The organism is Bacillus sp. GZB, from assembly GCF_001975995.1.
In the GTDB taxonomy this organism is placed as follows: domain Bacteria; phylum Bacillota; class Bacilli; order Bacillales; family Bacillaceae; genus Bacillus; species Bacillus velezensis.
Genome location: NZ_MTQG01000010.1, coordinates 914,247 through 932,928 on the forward strand (window position 1 = coordinate 914,247; position 18,682 = coordinate 932,928).

Genomic DNA, 18,682 nt, shown 5'->3' on the forward strand with positions numbered 1-18,682 from the left:
ATCCTCCAGTTGATATAATTACATCTGCGTACTCTTTTTTGCGAATGCTGAAATTTGGTCATAATACATACTATGAAAGAATGAACGAAGGAGGTTTCACATGACTTACGTAAATGAAATGAAGTCAAAGCACGGCGGGATCACCGCCCACATCGTAAAGACCGAGAAATTTAAAACCGTTTCGCTGACGTTTAAAATGCTGGCTCCTTTAACGAAAGAGCTCGTAACAAAAAGAGCGCTGTTTCCGCATGTGCTTCTGCGCGGAACAGAAAGCCGCCCGAAAACCGCTGATCTGCGGTCTTATTTTGATGAGCTGTACGGCACATCCGTTTCAGCTGATCTGACAAAAAAGGGAGAACGTCATGTCATTACGTTCAGGCTTGAGATTCCTAATGAAAAGTATCTGAAGGACCGCACACCGTTATTGGAAAAAGGCCTTCAGCTTTTATCAGAGCTTGTCTTTTCGCCCGCTTTGGAAAACGGCGCCTTCCTGCCCCTTTATGTCACGCAGGAAAAACGGACGCTGAAACAGCGGATTCAAGCCGTATATGATGATAAGATGAGATATTCTAATCTGCGTCTCGTTCAGGAAATGTGCAAAAGCGAACCGTATGCCCTTCACGTCAACGGCGAGTTCGATGATGTTGAACACATTACACCGCAAGATTTGTATGAAGCCTATCAAAAAGCCATACGCGAAGATCAGCTGGACCTGTACGTCATCGGCGATGTTGATACAGATCAGGTGAAAACGGCCGTTGATACGTATTTTAAAACGGAAGAACGGGAGCTGAAGCCTTTTGAAAGAAGCGCGGCGAATGAACAGCCCGATCCGAAGGAAGTCATTGATGAAGAGGACGTCAAGCAGGGCAAACTGAATATCGGATTCCGGACCAATACGACATATACAGATCCGGATTATCCTGCATTGCAGGTGTTTAACGGGCTGTTCGGAGGTTTCTCTCATTCAAAGCTGTTTATAAATGTCCGTGAAAAAGCGAGCCTCGCCTATTATGCAGCCTCAAGGGTGGAAAGCTTCAAAGGGCTTTTGATGGTCATGTCGGGCATTGAGGTGAAAAATTACAAGCAGGCCGTCACCATCATTGAAGAACAGTTTCAGGCTATGCAAAACGGTGACTTTTCAGAAGATGATATCGCCCAAACGAAAGCCGTTATTAAAAATCAGGTATTAGAAACCATTGATACGGCATACGGTTTAGCGGAATTTCTGTATCAGCAGGCCTCAGCCCAAGTAGAGATACCGATCGAAAGATTCCTTGACAATATCGAGAAAGTGACAAAAGAGGACATTATCAATGTCGGAAAGAACATTAAGCTGGATACGACTTATTTCTTAAAAGGGACGGGGGGAGCATCTTGACTAAACCGATAAACTTCGAACAGCTTCAGGAAACGCTGTATCATGAAAAAATGGCAAACGGCCTTGATGTCTATGTGCTGCCGAAACAGGGCTTTAATAAAACATACGCCGTGTTTACGACAAAGTACGGTTCCATTGACAATCAATTCGTTCCTTTAAATAAGGAAGAAATGGTACACGTCCCTGACGGAATCGCGCATTTTCTGGAGCATAAACTGTTTGAAAAAGCGGACGGCGACGTGTTTCAGGACTTCAGTAAGCAGGGGGCGTCGGCAAATGCCTTTACATCATTTACACGAACCGCTTATCTGTTCTCCAGCACTTCTAATGTGGAGAAAAACTTGGAAACACTCGTGGATTTTGTTCAGGACCCGTATTTCACGGAAAAATCAGTTGAAAAAGAAAAAGGCATCATCGGCCAGGAAATCAATATGTATGATGATAATCCGGATTGGCGGCTGTTTTTCGGCCTTATCGAAAATATGTATAAAGACCACCCCGTGAAAATTGACATTGCCGGAACGGTGGAGAGCATCTCACATATTACGAAAGATCTGCTGTATGAGTGCTACGAAACGTTTTATCACCCGAGCAATATGCTGCTCTTTATCGTCGGTCCCGTAGATCCTGAAGCGGTCATCAGCCAGGTGCGGAAAAACCAGGAGAAAAAGCCGTTTACAGACCAGCCTGAAATCAAACGTGAAGAAGTTCAAGAGCAGGAAGCGGTTTTCCGCCGGGAGCAGGAATTAAAAATGAACGTGCAAGGCTCAAAATGTCTTGTCGGCTTAAAGGCGAAAGACCCTTATAAAACGGGGCGGGAGCTGTTGAAGCACGAGCTCAGCATGAACCTCATGCTTGAATGTCTCTTCGGTAAAAGCTCACCGCATTACGGCGACTTGTACGACAAAGGCTACATTGATGAAACCTTCAGCTTTGATTACACGGCTGAATACGGATTCGGTTTTGCCTCTGTCGGAGGAGATACACCGGAGCCGGATAAGCTCGCTGACGAATTAAAACACATGCTGCTTGATGCGGAATCAGCCGTGACTGCGGAAAAACTTGACCTTGCGAGAAAAAAGAAGATCGGGTCATTCTTAAAAGCGCTCAATTCGCCTGAATATATCGCCAACCAATTCACACGCTACGCCTTTTTAGATATGAGTCTGTTTGATGTCGTAACCGTACTGGAGCAGATTACGCTGGAAGACGTAAAGCGGGTTATTAAAGAAGAAATATCAGAAGACAGGCTGACAGTCTGCAAAGTCGTGCCAAAATCATAACAAAAACATCCCTCACGCGCTGAGGGATGTTTTTCTGGGGAAAGAAGGAGTATTGATTGATGAAACAGACAGCGCTCGTAACCGGAGCAAGCGGCGGAATCGGACAAAGTATAAGTGAAGTCCTCGCAAAAAACGGGTATGACGTCCTTTTGCACTATCATTCTAATAAGGAAGCCGCACACAGGCTTGCGGAAAGGCTGAGCGCATCATTCGGCGTAAAAGCCTCCGTTATTCAAGCGGATCTGTCCTCACCAGATGGCGCGGATACACTCAGCCGTTCCGTTAAGCAGCCTGTGGACGCTCTGATATTAAACAGCGGCAAAAGTCATTTCGGCCTGATTACGGACGTTACGGATGACACGGCGCGGGAGATGGTGCAGCTGCATGTGACGAGTCCGTTTCTTTTGGCGCGTAATCTGGTGCCCGGCATGATCCGGAAAAAAAGCGGGGGCATCGTCGCGATCGGTTCCGTCTGGGGAGAAACAGGCGCATCGTGCGAGGTATTATACAGCATGGTCAAGGGAGCGCAGCATTCGTTCGTCAAAGCGCTTGCCAAAGAGCTTGCTCCGAGCGGCGTCCGGGTGAATGCAGTCTCGCCGGGTGCCGTTGATACAAATATGCTTGATCAGTTCACGTCTGATGAAAAAGAGGCGTTGGCAGAGGAAATTCCCGCGGGCCGGCTGGCAAAGCCGGAGGAAATCGCCGAAGCGGCGGCCTTTTTATTATCGGACAAGGCTTCCTATATTACGGGGCATATATTATCCGTAAACGGCGGCTGGCACTGCTGAAAAAAATGTGTGTATAGTTTGCATCTGTACGGACAAAATAATTTTGTAACAACAGATGAAATGGAGGAACCCAACATGTCAGTATTAGAAAACTGGGATAATTGGAAGAATTTCCTTGGCGACAGATTGAACTATGCGCAGGAAAAAGGGATGAGTGATGAAACGATCACTGACCTCGCTACAGAAATCGGCGGTTACCTTGCGAACGAAGTCGACTCGAAAAACCATCAGGAAAAAGTGCTTGCTGATCTTTGGAGCGTTGCTTCTGAAGATGAACAGCGCGCCATCGCAAATATGATGGTGAAGCTTGTTGAAAATAACAGCACTCATTAAGAGGGGGGATTTCTCCTCTCTTTTTTTATGTTTTCCTCTATAGAGCAACATTCTTCTTTCTAATTAGAGAAAAATGTTTTATGATAAAGGAAGGTAAAAATTTGCCACAATGGAGGGGGTATATCATTTGGCAAAGCTCGAATGGTATTTTGAATATGAAATTCAAGTGAACCGCCCCGGCCTGCTCGGGGATATTTCATCTCTTCTCGGGATGCTGTCAATTAATATTGTCACAATTAACGGTGTCGACCTTTCCAGAAGGGGAATGCTGCTCAGATGCCGGCATATAGATCAAATTAAACGATTGGAATCAATTTTAAAAACAATGGAGACCATTAAAGTAACGAAGCTGAGAGAACCGAGGCTTCGCGACCGTCTCGCAGTCCGCCACGGGAGATACATTCAGCGTGATGCCGATGACAAAAAAACCTTCCGTTTTGAAAGGGACGAGCTCGGTCTTCTGGTTGACTTTATGGCCGAGCTGTTTAAAAAAGAAGGGCACAAACTGATCGGAATCCGGGGAATGCCGAGGGTCGGAAAAACGGAGTCCATCGTTGCGTCAAGCGTTTGTGCCAGCAAAAGATGGCTTTTCGTATCATCAACACTGCTAAAACAAACGATCCGGAGCCAGCTGGTTGCCGATGAATACAGCACGGAAAACGTGTTTATCCTCGACGGCATCGTTTCGACAAGACGGGGATCTGAGCGCCATCTTCAGCTCGTCAGTGAAATTATGCGGCTTCCGGCGACAAAGGTCGTGGAGCACCCCGATATTTTTGTTCAAAATTCGGAGTATACGCTCGATGATTTCGATTATATTATCGAACTCAGAAATGATCCTGACGAAGTCATTACATATGAACATGCAGAAGAACCGCAAATGTTTGATCAGACCGGTTTTTCAAGCTTTGATTTTTAATATTGGAAGGTGTTTGTTGTGACAGAATTAGCAATCCGGCTTAAAGAAGCCAGAGAGGAAAAAGGGATGTCGTTGGATGAACTCCAGGCGGCGACGAAAATTCAGAAAAGATACTTAACCGCTCTGGAAGAAGGCAATTATGACGTCATTCCCGGCAATTTTTATGTGCGGGCGTTTATCAAGCAATACGCTGAAGCTGTCGGGCTTGATTCAGATCAGTTATTTGAAGAATATAAAAAAGACATCCCTAACACGTACCATGACGATGTGTCGGAAAAAATCTCCGGTCTCGCCATGCAAAGGGAGCTTCCTAAGTCCGCTTCAAAGGCGGCGGAATGGCTTCCGACCGTCCTTGTCGTCATCGGTGTCATTATCGTCATCGCGATCATTTATGCGATTATTCAGCTCGGAATGAGCAAATCCGGGCAGACAGACGGAGATAAGGCTGTCACCCAAAGTGAGAGCAAGTATGAGATTCCTAAGGATTCTGCGCTGAAAAATGACGGCAATACAAATGACGAAGCGCAATCTGACAGCAAAAAAGACAAAAAGGACACAAAAGCGTCAGAGCAGAAAAAGAAAGAAAAAAGCAGTGAAAAGACGGAGATCAAAGCGGCCGGAACGGAAGGCTCAGCTTCTTCATACAACGTCTCCGGGGCAGATAAGTATAAGCTCGAACTGATTGCTTCTGACAGCGCATGGATCCGCGTCCGTGATGACAGCGGCGGTTCTTTAAAAGAAGGAACGCTGCAAAAAGGCGAAACTTTTAAAAAAGACGTCACGGATCAAAAGCAGATTGAAATCCGCACGGGCTATGCCCCTAACCTGAAAATTAAAATCAACGGAGAGGTTCTGTCCTATGAACTCAATCCGCATGATGTGATGGCGCAGACCATCACAATCAAGATGAAAAAATAAAAGGGGAAAAAGTCATCTGAAAGATTAAGATGACTTTTTCTTCACGTCCGAGTACATATTATTGGAGGGGCTTTATGTTTAACTTACCGAATAAAATCACACTGGCAAGAATCGCTTTAATTCCTGTATTTATGATTATCATGCTTGTTCCTTTTCAGTGGGGCAGCGTTCATATAGGGGATGAATCGATTCCGGTCGCGCATCTTACGGGAGCTGTTTTATTCATTATCGCATCAACGACTGACTGGGTGGATGGCTACTACGCCAGAAAACTGAACCTCGTGACAAACTTCGGGAAATTTTTAGATCCGCTGGCTGACAAACTGCTGGTATCCGCGGCATTAATTACGCTTGTGCAGTTTGACCTTGCGCCGGCGTGGATGGTCATCATCATCATCAGCCGCGAATTTGCCGTAACGGGATTAAGACTTGTGCTGGCGGGAACGGGGGAAGTTGTAGCCGCCAATATGCTGGGGAAAATTAAAACATGGGCTCAGATCATCGCTGTTGCCGCGCTTTTGCTGCATAATCTTCCGTTTGAGCTCGTTTCTTTCCCGTTCGGCGATATCGCTTTATGGGTGGCCGTGCTCTTCACAGTCATTTCCGGCTGGGAGTATTTTGCGAAGAACTGGGATGCGTTAAAAACATCTAACTAAGAAAGAAGGACTTAAAGATGGAAATAGCAAAAAAAGCAGAAATCATTGCAGTCGGCTCGGAGCTTCTGCTAGGCCAGATCGCCAATACGAACGCGCAGTTTATCAGTAAAGAGCTGGCGGAAATCGGTGTAAACGTGTTTTATCATACCGCTGTCGGTGACAATCCGGAGCGGCTTAAGCAAGTCATCCGCATTGCCGAGGAGCGCTCAGACCTGATTATTTTTTCAGGCGGCCTCGGACCGACCAAGGACGATTTGACGAAAGAAACCATTGCAAACACACTGGGGCGCCCGCTCGTTCTGAATGACGAAGCGTTCCGGTCGATCGAAGAATATTTCGCGAAAACAAAACGGACCATGTCGCCGAATAACCGCAAACAGGCGCTCGTCATTGAGGGCTCAGACGTTTTGGCGAATCATTTCGGCATGGCGCCGGGAATGCTTGCAGAGCACGGCTCAAGGCTTTATATGCTGCTTCCCGGGCCGCCGAGCGAGCTGCGTCCGATGTTTGAAAATGAAGCGAAGCCGCTGCTTCTTAAAAAGCTCGGTTCTAATGAGAAAATCGTTTCAACCGTGCTGCGGTTTTTCGGAATCGGTGAATCCCAGCTTGAAGCTGATTTAGAAGATATTATTGATGCGCAGACGAACCCGACGATTGCGCCGCTCGCTGCTGACGGCGAGGTCACGCTGCGTTTAACGGCGAAACATGCTGACGAAAAAGAAACAGAACGGCTTTTAAAAGAAACGGAAGCCGCCATTTTAGAACGTGTCGGTGAATTTTTCTACGGATATGATGATACGTCTCTGGTGAAGGAGCTTTCAAAAGCATGCAGACAAAACAAAATCACGATTTCTTCTGCCGAAAGCTTTACAGGCGGCCTGTTTTCAGAGTGGGTGACTGATTTAAGCGGTGCGTCTCAACTATTTGCAGGGGGTGTTGTCTGTTATTCCGACAGCGTGAAACAGCATGTGCTCGGCGTGAAAGCTGAGACGCTCGCAGAAAGCGGAGCGGTCAGCAAAGAGTGTGCGAAAGAGCTTGCAGCCGGTGTGAGAAAGCTGACCGGAAGCGATATCGGCATCAGCTTTACCGGGGTTGCGGGTCCCGACCCGCAGGAAGGGCATGCGCCGGGCCGCGTCTTTATCGGCATTTCGGCGGAAGGAAAAGAAGAGGTCCACGAATTTAACTTTGCCGGCTCAAGAACCGGAATCAGAAAGCGCGCCGCTAAATACGGCTGCCATCTCATTTTGAAAATGCTGGATCAAAAATAAAGTTTTAAAGAGGCGATTTCTCTGATTTTTAAGTTTTGCAAGGGAAATTATGCTCTTTTGCAGAAAAGCGAACGCGGAAAAAATCCGAATATGCGTTCGCTTTTTTCTTGGCAAATGCCAGTAAACAAGGTATAGTATATGTAGTGGCAAGATAAAGGAGGAAAAAATAAATGAGTGATCGTCAGGCAGCCTTAGATATGGCTCTTAAGCAAATAGAAAAACAATTCGGCAAAGGTTCCATCATGAAGCTCGGAGAAAAAACAGATACAAGAATTTCAACGGTGCCAAGCGGTTCCCTTGCACTTGATACCGCTCTCGGAATAGGCGGATACCCGCGCGGACGGATTATTGAAGTATACGGACCTGAAAGCTCAGGTAAAACGACTGTAGCGCTTCACGCAATCGCTGAGGTTCAGGAAAAAGGCGGACAGGCAGCATTTATTGATGCTGAGCATGCTCTTGATCCTGTTTACGCGCAAAAGCTCGGTGTCAATATCGAAGAGCTTCTGCTTTCTCAGCCGGATACGGGAGAGCAGGCGCTTGAGATTGCTGAAGCGCTGGTGCGAAGCGGAGCTGTTGATATCGTAGTCGTTGACTCTGTTGCGGCGCTTGTTCCAAAAGCTGAAATTGAAGGTGACATGGGTGATTCACACGTCGGTTTACAAGCGCGTCTTATGTCTCAGGCGCTCCGTAAGCTTTCCGGCGCCATCAATAAATCTAAAACAATCGCAATCTTTATTAACCAGATTCGTGAAAAAGTCGGCGTTATGTTCGGAAATCCGGAGACGACACCGGGCGGCCGCGCGCTGAAATTCTATTCTTCCGTGCGCCTTGAAGTGCGCCGTGCCGAGCAATTAAAGCAGGGCAACGACGTCATGGGGAATAAAACGAGAATTAAAGTCGTAAAAAACAAAGTCGCTCCTCCGTTCCGTACGGCTGAAGTGGACATTATGTACGGTGAAGGAATCTCCAAAGAAGGGGAAATCATCGACCTTGGAACTGAACTGGATATCGTGCAAAAAAGCGGTTCGTGGTATTCTTATGAAGAAGAACGCCTCGGTCAGGGCCGTGAAAACGCCAAGCAGTTCTTAAAAGAAAATAAAGACATCATGCTGATGATTCAGGAACAAATCCGTGAATATTACGGTTTAGACAATAACGGTGTAACGGACAAAGCGGAAGAAGTTCAGGAAGAGATGGAATTAGAAGAATAAAAACACGATCAAAAGAGCGGAATAAGCAATTTCCGCTCTTTTTTTTGTGTGTTTCAAAAAACACTGGCTGTTTCGGAAAATTTTATCTGGAATGTTACAACTTTTTTCACACTTCACTCGTCTAACATCATGGCGAAAGTTGAAATTATATCTGAGGAGGAAAAAAGATGACGAGCCCCCGCCGCACAAGAATAAATAAAAAAAGAAAGAAGAAGCTGATGAAAACGGGAGGGCTGTTTCTTTTTCTGCTGCTTGTTACTGTTTTTATTATGATCTGGACCGTCACAGCGCATCACCGGGAGAAGGAATCCGTTAAAAGCGCTCCCGCCGCTCAATCTGATACTTCAAAAGACCAGACTCAACAGAAAAAAGAAAAGACGCAAAAAGAGAAAACACCTAAATCAATCGATCACAATAAACAGATCAGCAATTACTTGCAACAGATCGGGTTCAGCGGCACTGCAATGATCGTAAAAGATGGAAAAGTTGTGCTGAAAAAAGGCTTTGGCTATGCGGACCGAAAACAAAAAATGAAAAACAATCCGGAGACATCATATTATATCGGTTCTTCACAAAAAGCGTTAATCGCGACGGCTGTCCTGCAGCTTGAAGAAAAAGGGCTGCTGCAGACGAGTGACCCCGTCAGTACATACTTGCCGAATTTCCCTAACGGCACACGCATCACATTGAAAAACCTGCTCAATCATACGTCCGGCATAAACGGGCATATTGAGGGTCAGGGACCGATTGCTCCAATTGATTTAATCAAGGATATAGAATACCGCGGAATTAAACGGCAGCCCGGGGTTTGGGATTACAGGGATTCCAACTATTCAGTGCTTGCTTATATCGTATCTCAGGTCAGCGGGGAGTCTTATGAACAATATATAAAAGAACACGTGTTCAAACCGGCCGGAATGAAGCATGCCGGATTTTACAAAACATTTGCCAAAGCCAAATATCCTGCCGTCGGCTACAAAGTCAATGAGAGCGGCAGTCTTGTAACGCCGCACCTTTTGGACTTATCGCAGCTGTACGGGGCGGGCGACATGTATATGAGCGCTGAAGATCTCTATAAATTTGATAAAGCGATCGTAAACGGCACGCTCCTTTCAAAAGAAAGCTTCACAAAAATGTTTACAGCAGGAAGCAGTGCCGCTTACGGCATGGGGTTTTACATTGATCCGGGAAGCTATTCCAATCACGGTGTTATGCCCGGTTACAACATTTTGAACAGCTTCAGCCATTCGGCAAGCAAATATGTCATTTTACTGTCAAATATTCAGAATAACGCCAAATTAGGACAGGTAAACAATAGAATTTACCAATTGCTTAACCAGGCGGACTAACAGAGCCGTCATTCACGAAAAGCGGATGAAGATATGGTATGATATATACATGGCGAAGATTCAAAGCTGGAGGCGAATCGTTAAGCTGGCAAGCTTGACAAGTATTTCCGACACAATTACAATGAAGTTGTAACATTTGTTTTTTTAACATGATTGTTAAACCATTTAAACTTGACAAGGGCATGAGAGACTCATTCCCTGTGAAGGTTCTGTATGTTGAGAAAATCAGACAATGTACATGCCGGCACTTATTTAAGCAAAAACCAAGTTCATAGCAAGAGGAGGTGAAAGTATGACCCCAATGACGGTTCTCATCTCCATTTTGCTGACTCTGCTCGGTTTAGTTGTTGGCTACTATGTTCGTAAAACCATTGCCGAAGCAAAGATTGCGGGCGCACGCGGTGCTGCCGAGCAAATCCTTGAAGATGCAAAGCGTGATGCTGAAGCACTGAAAAAAGAAGCTCTGCTTGAAGCAAAGGACGAAATCCATACACTTCGAATAGATGCTGAACAGGAAGTTCGTGAAAGACGAAATGAGCTTCAAAAACAAGAAAACCGTTTACTTCAAAAAGAAGAAAATCTTGACCGTAAACATGAAGGAATTGATAAACGGGAAGCGATGTTGGAGAAGAAAGATCATTCTCTGAATGAACGACAACAACATATTGAAGAGATGGAAAGCAAAGTGGATGAGATGATTCGTATGCAGCAGTCAGAACTCGAACGCATTTCGAGCCTGACACGGGATGAAGCGAAACAAATCATTCTTGACCGGGTTGAAAATGAGCTTTCACATGACATCGCCATCATGACAAAAGAAACCGAAAACCGTGCGAAAGAAGAGGCAGATAAAAAGGCGAAAAACATTCTGTCGCTTGCTTTGCAGCGCTGTGCAGCAGATCATGTTGCCGAAACGACGGTATCGGTCGTCAATCTTCCGAATGATGAGATGAAAGGACGTATCATCGGCCGTGAAGGGCGTAACATTCGTACGCTTGAAACGCTTACAGGTATTGACCTGATTATTGATGACACACCTGAAGCAGTCATTCTTTCCGGATTTGATCCGATCAGACGGGAGACTGCAAGAATCGCTCTTGATAAACTCGTTCAGGATGGCCGTATTCACCCGGCGCGCATTGAAGAAATGGTTGAAAAATCCCGCCGTGAGGTTGATGACTATATCCGGGAAATGGGTGAGCAGACGACGTTTGAAGTCGGCGTTCACGGACTCCACCCGGATCTGATCAAGATCCTCGGCCGGTTGAAATTCCGTACAAGCTACGGGCAGAACGTACTGAAACATTCTATGGAAGTTGCGTTTTTAGCCGGTTTAATGGCTTCCGAGCTTGGAGAAGATGCAAAGCTTGCCAAGCGGGCCGGTCTTCTGCATGACATCGGAAAAGCAATTGACCATGAAGTGGAAGGAAGCCACGTGGAAATCGGAGTGGAGCTTGCGACCAAATATAAAGAGCATCCAGTCGTCATTAACAGTATTGCGTCACACCACGGAGACGAAGAGCCGACTTCCATTATCGCCGTTCTGGTCGCTGCCGCTGATGCATTGTCAGCCGCAAGACCGGGCGCGAGAAGTGAAACGCTCGAAAACTATATCCGCAGACTTGAAAAGCTTGAAGAAATCTCCGAGTCTTACGAAGGTGTTGAAAAATCATTTGCGATTCAGGCCGGCCGTGAAGTTCGCATCATGGTCAAGCCGGACTCCATTAATGATTTAGAAGCCCATCGTTTGGCACGTGATATCCGTAAACGAATTGAGGACGAGCTTGATTATCCGGGCCACATTAAAGTGACCGTAATCAGAGAAACTCGAGCCGTAGAGTATGCAAAATAAAGTGATGCTTAGCGCATCACTTTATTTTTTTGAGTCCCTGAAAAGGAAGGAATGGAATGTATGAGAATTTTATTTATCGGAGATGTTGTCGGTTCCCCGGGCCGCGACATGGTAAAAGAATATGTCCCGAAACTGAAAGCGAAACATAAACCGCATTTTACAATTATTAATGGAGAAAATGCAGCACACGGAAAAGGACTGACGGAAAAGATCTACCACAGCCTGATGGAAGCGGGAGCAGATGCCATTACAATGGGAAACCATACGTGGGATAAAAGAGAGATCTTCGACTTTATTGATGATGTGCCGCATCTTGTCCGGCCGGCGAATTTCCCGGAAGGTACGCCGGGCAAAGGCATTACCTATATTAAATCGAACGGAAAAGAGCTTGCCGTCATTAATTTACAGGGACGGACGTTTCTTCCGCCGCTTGATGATCCGTTTGCTAAAGCGGATGAATTAATAGAAGAAGCAAAAAAGCGCACGCCGTACATTTTTATTGATTTTCACGCCGAAGCGACAAGCGAAAAAATTGCTATCGGCTGGTACACAGACGGAAGAGCCTCTGCCGTGGTAGGCACCCATACACACGTGCAAACGGCAGATAACCGCATTTTGCCGAAAGGAACGGCATATATTACTGATGTAGGCATGACGGGTCCGTACGACGGAATTCTCGGTATGGACAGAGAAACGGTCATCAAGCGGTTTAAAACCAATCTTCCTGTCCGGTTTACGGTGGCGGAAGGTAAAACTACGCTGAGCGGAGTGCTCATTGACATCGACGATCAAACGAAAAAGGCCGTAAATATCGAACGGATATTAATCAATGATGACCATATGTTCTTTGAATAGGTGATCATGTGTTTATTTTATAAAAATATTAAAAGGAAAAGCAGGAATATAGCAACTTCTTAGTGAATATAGTAGAAATGGAAGGTAGCCCGCTATTTTTGAAAAGCATTGTGGGGATGGCTTTTTGGATAGCAACATCTAATAATGATTGTTCTAATGAACACTCACTTATCCATTGTAAAACTAAGGGGGAGCAGAAATGGAAATCTTAAAAGTTTCAGCAAAATCAAGTCCAAATTCAGTAGCAGGCGCGCTTGCCGGTGTATTGAGGGAACGCGGAGCCGCCGAAATTCAAGCAATTGGGGCGGGTGCCTTAAATCAGGCTGTTAAAGCGGTTGCGATTGCCAGAGGCTTTGTCGCGCCAAGCGGCGTAGATTTGATTTGTATTCCGGCTTTTACAGATATACAGATTGACGGAGAAGAAAGAACGGCGATTAAGTTAATCGTCGAACCCCGTTAAAAACAAAAACATGACATTCTCAACCTGCTTGCGTAAGGCGAGCGGGTTGTTTTTATTGTTGTCATATTTTCTCACAATATTATATTGATAGTACGAAGAGATGATAAATGGCTTTATTCATATAATATTCAAAAAAAATCACGCCCATTTTTCCGGACGGAAGCAGTTGTTTTCTTGGTGTGGACACTGGTATTTACCTCCTTTTTATCTCATGTTACAATCCAGTTATTACAGTGTTTTTTCGAGGAGGAGTGTACATGTTGGGAGGAAAGATGAAAGCTATCGTCAAAAATGAAAACGCTTTCGGAGCAACTCTGAAAGAAATTCCCATACCTTCCATAAATGAGAATGAAGTTCTCATTAAAGTACAGGCCGCATCTATATGCGGTACAGATGTGCATATTTATAATTGGGATCAATGGGCGCAGAAACGAATCAAAACACCTCAAGTATTCGGACATGAATTCAGCGGTATCGTAGCGGAAACGGGCAAGAACGTCACAAATGTCAAAATAGGTGACTACGTTTCGGCTGAAACCCACTTCGTCTGCGGTACTTGTGTCCCTTGTTTAACAGGAAAACATCATGTGTGCACCCATACAAAGATCCTCGGCGTAGATACAGCCGGTTCCTTCGCTGAATATGTCAAAGTGCCGGCTCGAAATGTTTGGAAAAATCCCGCTGATATGGACCCCGCCGTCGCTTCTGTTCAAGAGCCGCTTGGCAACGCGGTGCATACGGTGCTGGAAAGCAGCCGGCTTGCGGGCGGTTCCGCTGCAATTATCGGCTGCGGACCGATCGGGCTGATGGCGGTGGCAGTGGCTAAAGCGGCCGGTGCATCCCGTATTGCGGCCATTGATAAAAATGATTACAGGCTGGCTCTTGCGAAGAAATTGGGAGCCACGATCACCATTTCAGCTGGTAAGGAAGATCCGCTTGAGGTGATCGACACCTTAACAGGCGGAGAAGGGATCGACCTTGTCTGCGAAATGTCAGGCCACCCGGCAGCTATCGCACAAGGATTAAAGATGGCGGCCAACGGGGGAAGGTTCCATATGCTGAGTCTGCCGGAACGTCCGGTGACGGTTGATCTGACAAATGACGTGGTGTTTAAAGGACTTACCGTCCAAGGCATCACAGGCAGAAAAATGTTTGAAACATGGCGGCAGGTATCGCACCTGCTTGAATCCGGCCTTGTTGATCTGACGCCGGTGATCACGCATCAGTTTCCGCTTGAAGACTTTGAAAAAGGGTTTGACCTGATGAGAAAGGGCCAGTGCGGCAAAGTCATTTTGATTCCATAAGGGGAGGGTTCTATAATGAAAGAATTTGAATTTCTAAAAGCCGAGCTTGATAAAATGAAAGAAAATAAAACGTGGCAGCAAATGAAACAAATTGAAACGAAGCAGGGTCCGTCGGTGGAAGTCAAAGGGGAAAACGTGATACAGCTTTCATCGAACAATTATCTCGGTTTGACGTCGCATCCAAGGCTTGTCGAAGCGGCTAAACGCGCCGCGGAAGAATTCGGAGCGGGTACGGGGTCCGTCCGGACAATCGCCGGAACATTCACAATGCACAATGAGCTTGAGAAGAAATTGGCAAACTTTAAAAAAACAGAAGCGGCACTTGTTTTTCAATCGGGGTTCACAACGAATCAGGGCGTCTTATCAAGCATTCTTACAAAAGAGGATATCGTGATCTCTGACGAACTGAACCATGCTTCCATTATTGACGGGATCAGGCTGACGAAAGCAGATAAAAAGGTGTACCGCCATGTTGATATGGACGATTTGGAAAGGGTGCTGAAAAAATCAATGAATTACCGCATGCGCCTGATCGTCACCGACGGCGTATTCTCAATGGACGGCAACATCGCTCCTTTGCCTGACATCGTCAAACTTGCAGAGGCGTACGATGCCTTTGTGATGGTCGACGACGCGCATGCTTCCGGCGTACTCGGAAAAAACGGAAGGGGAACGGTTAATCACTTCGGGCTTGACGGAAGAGTCCACATACAGGTGGGCACATTAAGCAAAGCCATCGGAGTGCTTGGCGGTTACGCCGCAGGATCGCAGGTTCTGATCGATTACCTGCGCCATAAAGGGCGTCCTTTCTTATTCAGCACTTCTCATCCGCCTGCGGTAACGGCCGCATGCATAGAAGCCATTGACGTCCTGCTGGAAGAGCCTGAGCATATGGAAAAGCTATGGGAGAACACGGCGTATTTCAAAGATAAACTGGTTCAAATGGGGCTGACCCTCACAAAAAGCGAAACACCGATCGTGCCGATATTAATAGGGGAGGAAGAAAAAGCCCAAGCATTATCAGACCTTTTATTGACCCGCGGCGTCTTTGCACAAAGCATCGTGTATCCGACGGTCGCCCAAGGAAAAGCGAGAATCCGCACCATTATTACGGCGGAGCATACAAAAGAGGAGCTTGACCGGGCCCTGGAAGTAATCCGTTCAGCCGCAAAAGAGCTTCAGCTTGTGTAAGGGGGAAATGATTCCCTCTTTTTTATTTCTTATTGATTCTTATTCTCAATAAGGTGTACAATAATAGGCTGGCGGTTGTGCCAAACGCTTTTAACCAGTATACTTGAGGGTGGAAGTTTCGGTTGAAAGGAGACATTCGAACATGAATGAAAAGCAAAAGCAGGAAAGCGGACAAGTGAATCCGGCGGACAAAAAATCCGAAAAGGATTACAGCAAGTATTTTGAAGCCGTATATATTCCGCCTTCTTTAAAAGATGCGAAAAAACGGGGCAAAGAATCCGTTCAATATCATAACGATTTTAAAATCTCAGAAGAATTTAAAGGCCTCGGTGAAGGCAGGAAATTTTATATCCGCACGTACGGATGCCAAATGAACGAGCATGATACGGAAGTCATGGCGGGTATTTTTATGGCGCTCGGTTATGAAGCGACAAATTCGGTTGATGACGCGAACGTTATTTTATTAAACACTTGCGCTATCCGGGAAAATGCTGAAAACAAAGTGTTCGGAGAGCTCGGCCATTTAAAGGCGCTCAAAAAAAATAACCCGGACTTGATTCTCGGCGTCTGCGGCTGCATGTCACAGGAAGAATCAGTCGTAAACCGCATCCTTAAGAAGCACCCGTTTGTCGATATGATTTTCGGCACGCACAACATTCACCGTCTGCCGGAACTGTTATCAGAGGCATATTTATCAAAAGAGATGGTCATTGAAGTGTGGTCGAAGGAAGGGGATGTCATTGAAAACCTTCCGAAAGTCCGCAACGGAAAAATTAAAGGCTGGGTCAACATTATGTACGGCTGTGACAAGTTCTGCACATACTGCATCGTACCGTATACCCGCGGAAAAGAACGAAGCCGCCGTCCTGAGGAAATTATCCAGGAAGTCAGAAGACTTGCAAGTGAAGGCTATAAAGAAATCACGCTGCTCGGTCAAAACGTGAATGCGTACGGAAAAGATTTTGAGGATATGACGTACGGTCTCGGTGATTTAATGGACGAACTGCGTAAAATTGATATTCCGAGAATCCGGTTCACGACGAGTCATCCGCGTGACTTTGATGATCATCTGATCGAAGTGCTCGCCAAAGGCGGCAACCTTCTTGACCATATCCATCTTCCGGTTCAATCAGGAAGCTCAGCGATGTTAAAAATGATGGCGCGCAAATATGACAGAGAACGCTATCTGGAGCTTGTCGGAAAAATTAAAGCGGCGATGCCGAACGCTTCACTGACGACCGATATTATTGTCGGTTTTCCGAATGAAACCGATGAACAATTTGAAGAAACGCTCTCGTTATATCGCGAAGTGGAATTTGATAGCGCATATACGTTTATTTACTCTCCTCGTGAAGGCACGCCGGCAGCGAAGATGAAAGACAATGTTCCGATGAGGGTCAAGAAAGAACGTCTTCAGCGCCTCAATGATTTGGTGAAAGAAATTTCAGCCAAAAAAATGAAGGAATATGAAGGCAGGACCGTCGAAGTATTAGTTGAGGGAGAAAGCAAAAATAACCCTGACATTCTTGCCGGCTATACGGAAAAAAGCAAGCTCGTCAACTTCAAAGGGCCGAAAGACGCCATCGGCAAGATTGTACGCGTCAAAATCGAACAGGCGAAAACATGGTCGCTTGACGGTGTGATGGCAGGAGAAGCAATCGAGGTGAAATAATAATGACGCTTTACTCAAAGAAAGACATTGTACAGCAGGCTAGGAACCTTGCGAAAATGATTTCTGAAACAGAAGAAGTCGATTTTTTCAAACGCGCTGAGGCGCAGATTAACGAAAATGAAAAAGTCTCTGCGATTATTAATCAGATTAAAACCCTGCAAAAGCAAGCCGTTAACCTGAAGCACTACGAAAAGCTTGAAGCGCTGAAACAAGTGGAAAGTAAAATTGACGCCCTGCAGGAAGAGCTTGAAGGGATTCCGATCATTCAGGAATTCAGAGATTCCCAGATTGAGGTCAATGACCTTCTTCAGCTTGTCGCACATACGATCTCAAATCAGGTGACAAACGAAATCATTACATCTACCGGAGGCAACCTGCTGACGGGAGAAACCGGTTCAAAAGTAAAACATTCGAATAACAGCTGTTCTATTTAAACACGTGGCCTTCATCGGCCCGTGTTTTTTTGCTGTTTTGGAACTAATTGTAATATGTGCTAAATTTTCATCACCGTTTTGTCCCATTTTACTGGAAAGTTTTATCATACTTAAAAGTAAAGTTTCTGGGCAGGGCTGCATACAATGAAACAGAAACTTTGTATTTTTATATTTTTATTATAAAAATGCACATGAGACAAATGCCCAGCATAAGATAACACGAAGAAGAACAAGGAGGCCTGCCGGAATGTCTGAATACAGGGAAATTATTACGAAAGCGGTAGTTGCGAAAGGAAGAAAATTCACCCAATGCACCAACACGATCTCACCTGGAGAAAAACCGTCAAGTATATTGGGCGGCTGGATTATCAACCACAAGTACGATGCCGAAAAGATCGGGAAGACTGTAGAAATTGAAGGGTATTATGATATAAACGTCTGGTACTCTTACGCCGATAATACAAAAACGGAAGTTGTAACCGAGAGAGTAAAGTATGTCGATGTGATTAAACTCAGATACAGAGACACAAATTACTTAGATGACGAACACGAAGTCATTGCCAAAGTGCTGCAGCAGCCGAACTGTCTTGAAGTCACCATTTCTCCTAACGGAAATAAAATCGTGGTTCAGGCAGAGAGAGAATTTTTAGCAGAAGTGGTCGGTGAAACGAAAGTTGTCGTCGAAGTCAATCCTGACTGGGAAGAAGACGATGATGATGATTGGGAAGACGATCTTGATGAAGAATTAGAGGACATTAACCCTGAATTTTTAGTCGGAGATCCTGAAGAATAAGTTGAGGCTAGG

Annotated in this window: 18 protein-coding genes; all 18 read left to right on the top strand. The window is 45.6% G+C overall.

All coding sequences use genetic code 11. The features are described 5' to 3' along the window. Positions 1–100 precede the first annotated feature (100 nt). The 18 genes from yfmF (at position 101) to cotE (ending at position 18,670) form a co-directional block, all read left to right on the top strand. Positions 101–1,381: an EF-P 5-aminopentanol modification-associated protein YfmF gene (gene yfmF / locus BXO87_RS04800; RefSeq protein WP_007611492.1), complete on the top strand. Its 1,281-nt coding sequence runs from the start codon at positions 101–103 to the stop codon at positions 1,379–1,381. After that, a complete protein-coding gene (gene yfmH / locus BXO87_RS04805) occupies positions 1,378–2,664 on the top strand; it encodes an EF-P 5-aminopentanol modification-associated protein YfmH (RefSeq protein ID WP_007611496.1) in 1,287 nt (428 codons plus the stop codon). Before yfmF ends, yfmH begins: the two co-directional genes overlap by 4 nt. Positions 2,665–2,723: 59 nt before the next feature. After that, complete coding sequence (gene ymfI, locus BXO87_RS04810; RefSeq protein WP_038458052.1) at positions 2,724–3,452, top strand: elongation factor P 5-aminopentanone reductase; 729 nt, start codon at positions 2,724–2,726, stop codon at positions 3,450–3,452. Positions 3,453–3,527: 75 nt separating this feature from the next. After that, positions 3,528–3,785, top strand: coding sequence for a DUF3243 domain-containing protein (locus BXO87_RS04815; RefSeq protein WP_003154150.1), 258 nt, complete (start codon positions 3,528–3,530; stop codon positions 3,783–3,785). A gap of 127 nt (positions 3,786–3,912) precedes the next feature. Further along, the gene (locus tag BXO87_RS04820) at positions 3,913–4,704 is read left to right on the top strand and encodes a DUF3388 domain-containing protein (RefSeq protein WP_003154149.1); all 792 of its coding nucleotides are present in this window, start codon (positions 3,913–3,915) and stop codon (positions 4,702–4,704) included. Positions 4,705–4,722: 18 nt separating this feature from the next. Further along, positions 4,723–5,622: a helix-turn-helix domain-containing protein gene (locus BXO87_RS04825; protein ID WP_014417801.1), complete on the top strand. Its 900-nt coding sequence runs from the start codon at positions 4,723–4,725 to the stop codon at positions 5,620–5,622. Positions 5,623–5,696: 74 nt separating this feature from the next. Then, positions 5,697–6,278 (top strand): CDP-diacylglycerol--glycerol-3-phosphate 3-phosphatidyltransferase, encoded by a 582-nt coding sequence (gene pgsA / locus BXO87_RS04830; protein WP_007611521.1) that lies wholly within the window; start codon positions 5,697–5,699, stop codon positions 6,276–6,278. 17 nt (positions 6,279–6,295) lie between these two features. After that, entirely contained in the window at positions 6,296–7,546 is a 1,251-nt protein-coding gene (locus BXO87_RS04835) for a competence/damage-inducible protein A (protein ID WP_032874945.1), read from the top strand. Between the two features lie 170 nt (positions 7,547–7,716). Continuing rightward, positions 7,717–8,760: a recombinase RecA gene (gene recA, locus BXO87_RS04840; protein WP_003154145.1), complete on the top strand. Its 1,044-nt coding sequence runs from the start codon at positions 7,717–7,719 to the stop codon at positions 8,758–8,760. Between the two features lie 167 nt (positions 8,761–8,927). Next, positions 8,928–10,109 carry a serine hydrolase domain-containing protein gene (locus BXO87_RS04845; protein ID WP_046702330.1) on the top strand — a complete coding sequence of 394 codons (1,182 nt, stop codon included), beginning with the start codon at positions 8,928–8,930 and terminating at the stop codon, positions 10,107–10,109. Between the two features lie 292 nt (positions 10,110–10,401). Then, positions 10,402–11,961: a ribonuclease Y gene (gene rny / locus BXO87_RS04850; RefSeq protein WP_003154140.1), complete on the top strand. Its 1,560-nt coding sequence runs from the start codon at positions 10,402–10,404 to the stop codon at positions 11,959–11,961. A 60-nt stretch (positions 11,962–12,021) separates the two neighbouring features. Continuing rightward, positions 12,022–12,816, top strand: coding sequence for a TIGR00282 family metallophosphoesterase (locus BXO87_RS04855; protein ID WP_003154137.1), 795 nt, complete (start codon positions 12,022–12,024; stop codon positions 12,814–12,816). Between the two features lie 199 nt (positions 12,817–13,015). Beyond that, entirely contained in the window at positions 13,016–13,276 is a 261-nt protein-coding gene (spoVS, locus tag BXO87_RS04860) for a stage V sporulation protein SpoVS (RefSeq protein ID WP_003154135.1), read from the top strand. Between the two features lie 257 nt (positions 13,277–13,533). Then, positions 13,534–14,580, top strand: coding sequence for an L-threonine 3-dehydrogenase (gene tdh, locus BXO87_RS04865; RefSeq protein ID WP_038458055.1), 1,047 nt, complete (start codon positions 13,534–13,536; stop codon positions 14,578–14,580). Between the two features lie 12 nt (positions 14,581–14,592). Then, on the top strand, positions 14,593–15,771 hold the full coding sequence (locus BXO87_RS04870) for a glycine C-acetyltransferase (protein ID WP_029325912.1): 1,179 nt from the start codon (positions 14,593–14,595) through the stop codon (positions 15,769–15,771). A 142-nt stretch (positions 15,772–15,913) separates the two neighbouring features. Beyond that, entirely contained in the window at positions 15,914–17,443 is a 1,530-nt protein-coding gene (miaB, locus tag BXO87_RS04875) for a tRNA (N6-isopentenyl adenosine(37)-C2)-methylthiotransferase MiaB (RefSeq protein ID WP_003154116.1), read from the top strand. Between the two features lie 2 nt (positions 17,444–17,445). Then, entirely contained in the window at positions 17,446–17,877 is a 432-nt protein-coding gene (ricA, locus tag BXO87_RS04880; protein ID WP_003154113.1) for a regulatory iron-sulfur-containing complex subunit RicA, read from the top strand. Positions 17,878–18,124: 247 nt separating this feature from the next. Next, on the top strand, positions 18,125–18,670 hold the full coding sequence (gene cotE / locus BXO87_RS04885) for an outer spore coat protein CotE (RefSeq protein WP_003154111.1): 546 nt from the start codon (positions 18,125–18,127) through the stop codon (positions 18,668–18,670). Positions 18,671–18,682 lie beyond the last annotated feature (12 nt).

Coding starts and splice junctions, on each gene's coding strand:
- yfmF (WP_007611492.1), top strand. CDS start 101: ATGACTTACGTAAATGAAATGAAGTCAAAGCACGGCGGGATCACCGCC.
- ymfI (WP_038458052.1), top strand. CDS start 2,724: ATGAAACAGACAGCGCTCGTAACCGGAGCAAGCGGCGGAATCGGACAA.
- BXO87_RS04815 (WP_003154150.1), top strand. CDS start 3,528: ATGTCAGTATTAGAAAACTGGGATAATTGGAAGAATTTCCTTGGCGAC.
- pgsA (WP_007611521.1), top strand. CDS start 5,697: ATGTTTAACTTACCGAATAAAATCACACTGGCAAGAATCGCTTTAATT.
- BXO87_RS04835 (WP_032874945.1), top strand. CDS start 6,296: ATGGAAATAGCAAAAAAAGCAGAAATCATTGCAGTCGGCTCGGAGCTT.
- recA (WP_003154145.1), top strand. CDS start 7,717: ATGAGTGATCGTCAGGCAGCCTTAGATATGGCTCTTAAGCAAATAGAA.
- BXO87_RS04845 (WP_046702330.1), top strand. CDS start 8,928: ATGACGAGCCCCCGCCGCACAAGAATAAATAAAAAAAGAAAGAAGAAG.
- rny (WP_003154140.1), top strand. CDS start 10,402: ATGACCCCAATGACGGTTCTCATCTCCATTTTGCTGACTCTGCTCGGT.
- BXO87_RS04855 (WP_003154137.1), top strand. CDS start 12,022: ATGAGAATTTTATTTATCGGAGATGTTGTCGGTTCCCCGGGCCGCGAC.
- spoVS (WP_003154135.1), top strand. CDS start 13,016: ATGGAAATCTTAAAAGTTTCAGCAAAATCAAGTCCAAATTCAGTAGCA.
- tdh (WP_038458055.1), top strand. CDS start 13,534: ATGTTGGGAGGAAAGATGAAAGCTATCGTCAAAAATGAAAACGCTTTC.
- miaB (WP_003154116.1), top strand. CDS start 15,914: ATGAATGAAAAGCAAAAGCAGGAAAGCGGACAAGTGAATCCGGCGGAC.
- ricA (WP_003154113.1), top strand. CDS start 17,446: ATGACGCTTTACTCAAAGAAAGACATTGTACAGCAGGCTAGGAACCTT.
- cotE (WP_003154111.1), top strand. CDS start 18,125: ATGTCTGAATACAGGGAAATTATTACGAAAGCGGTAGTTGCGAAAGGA.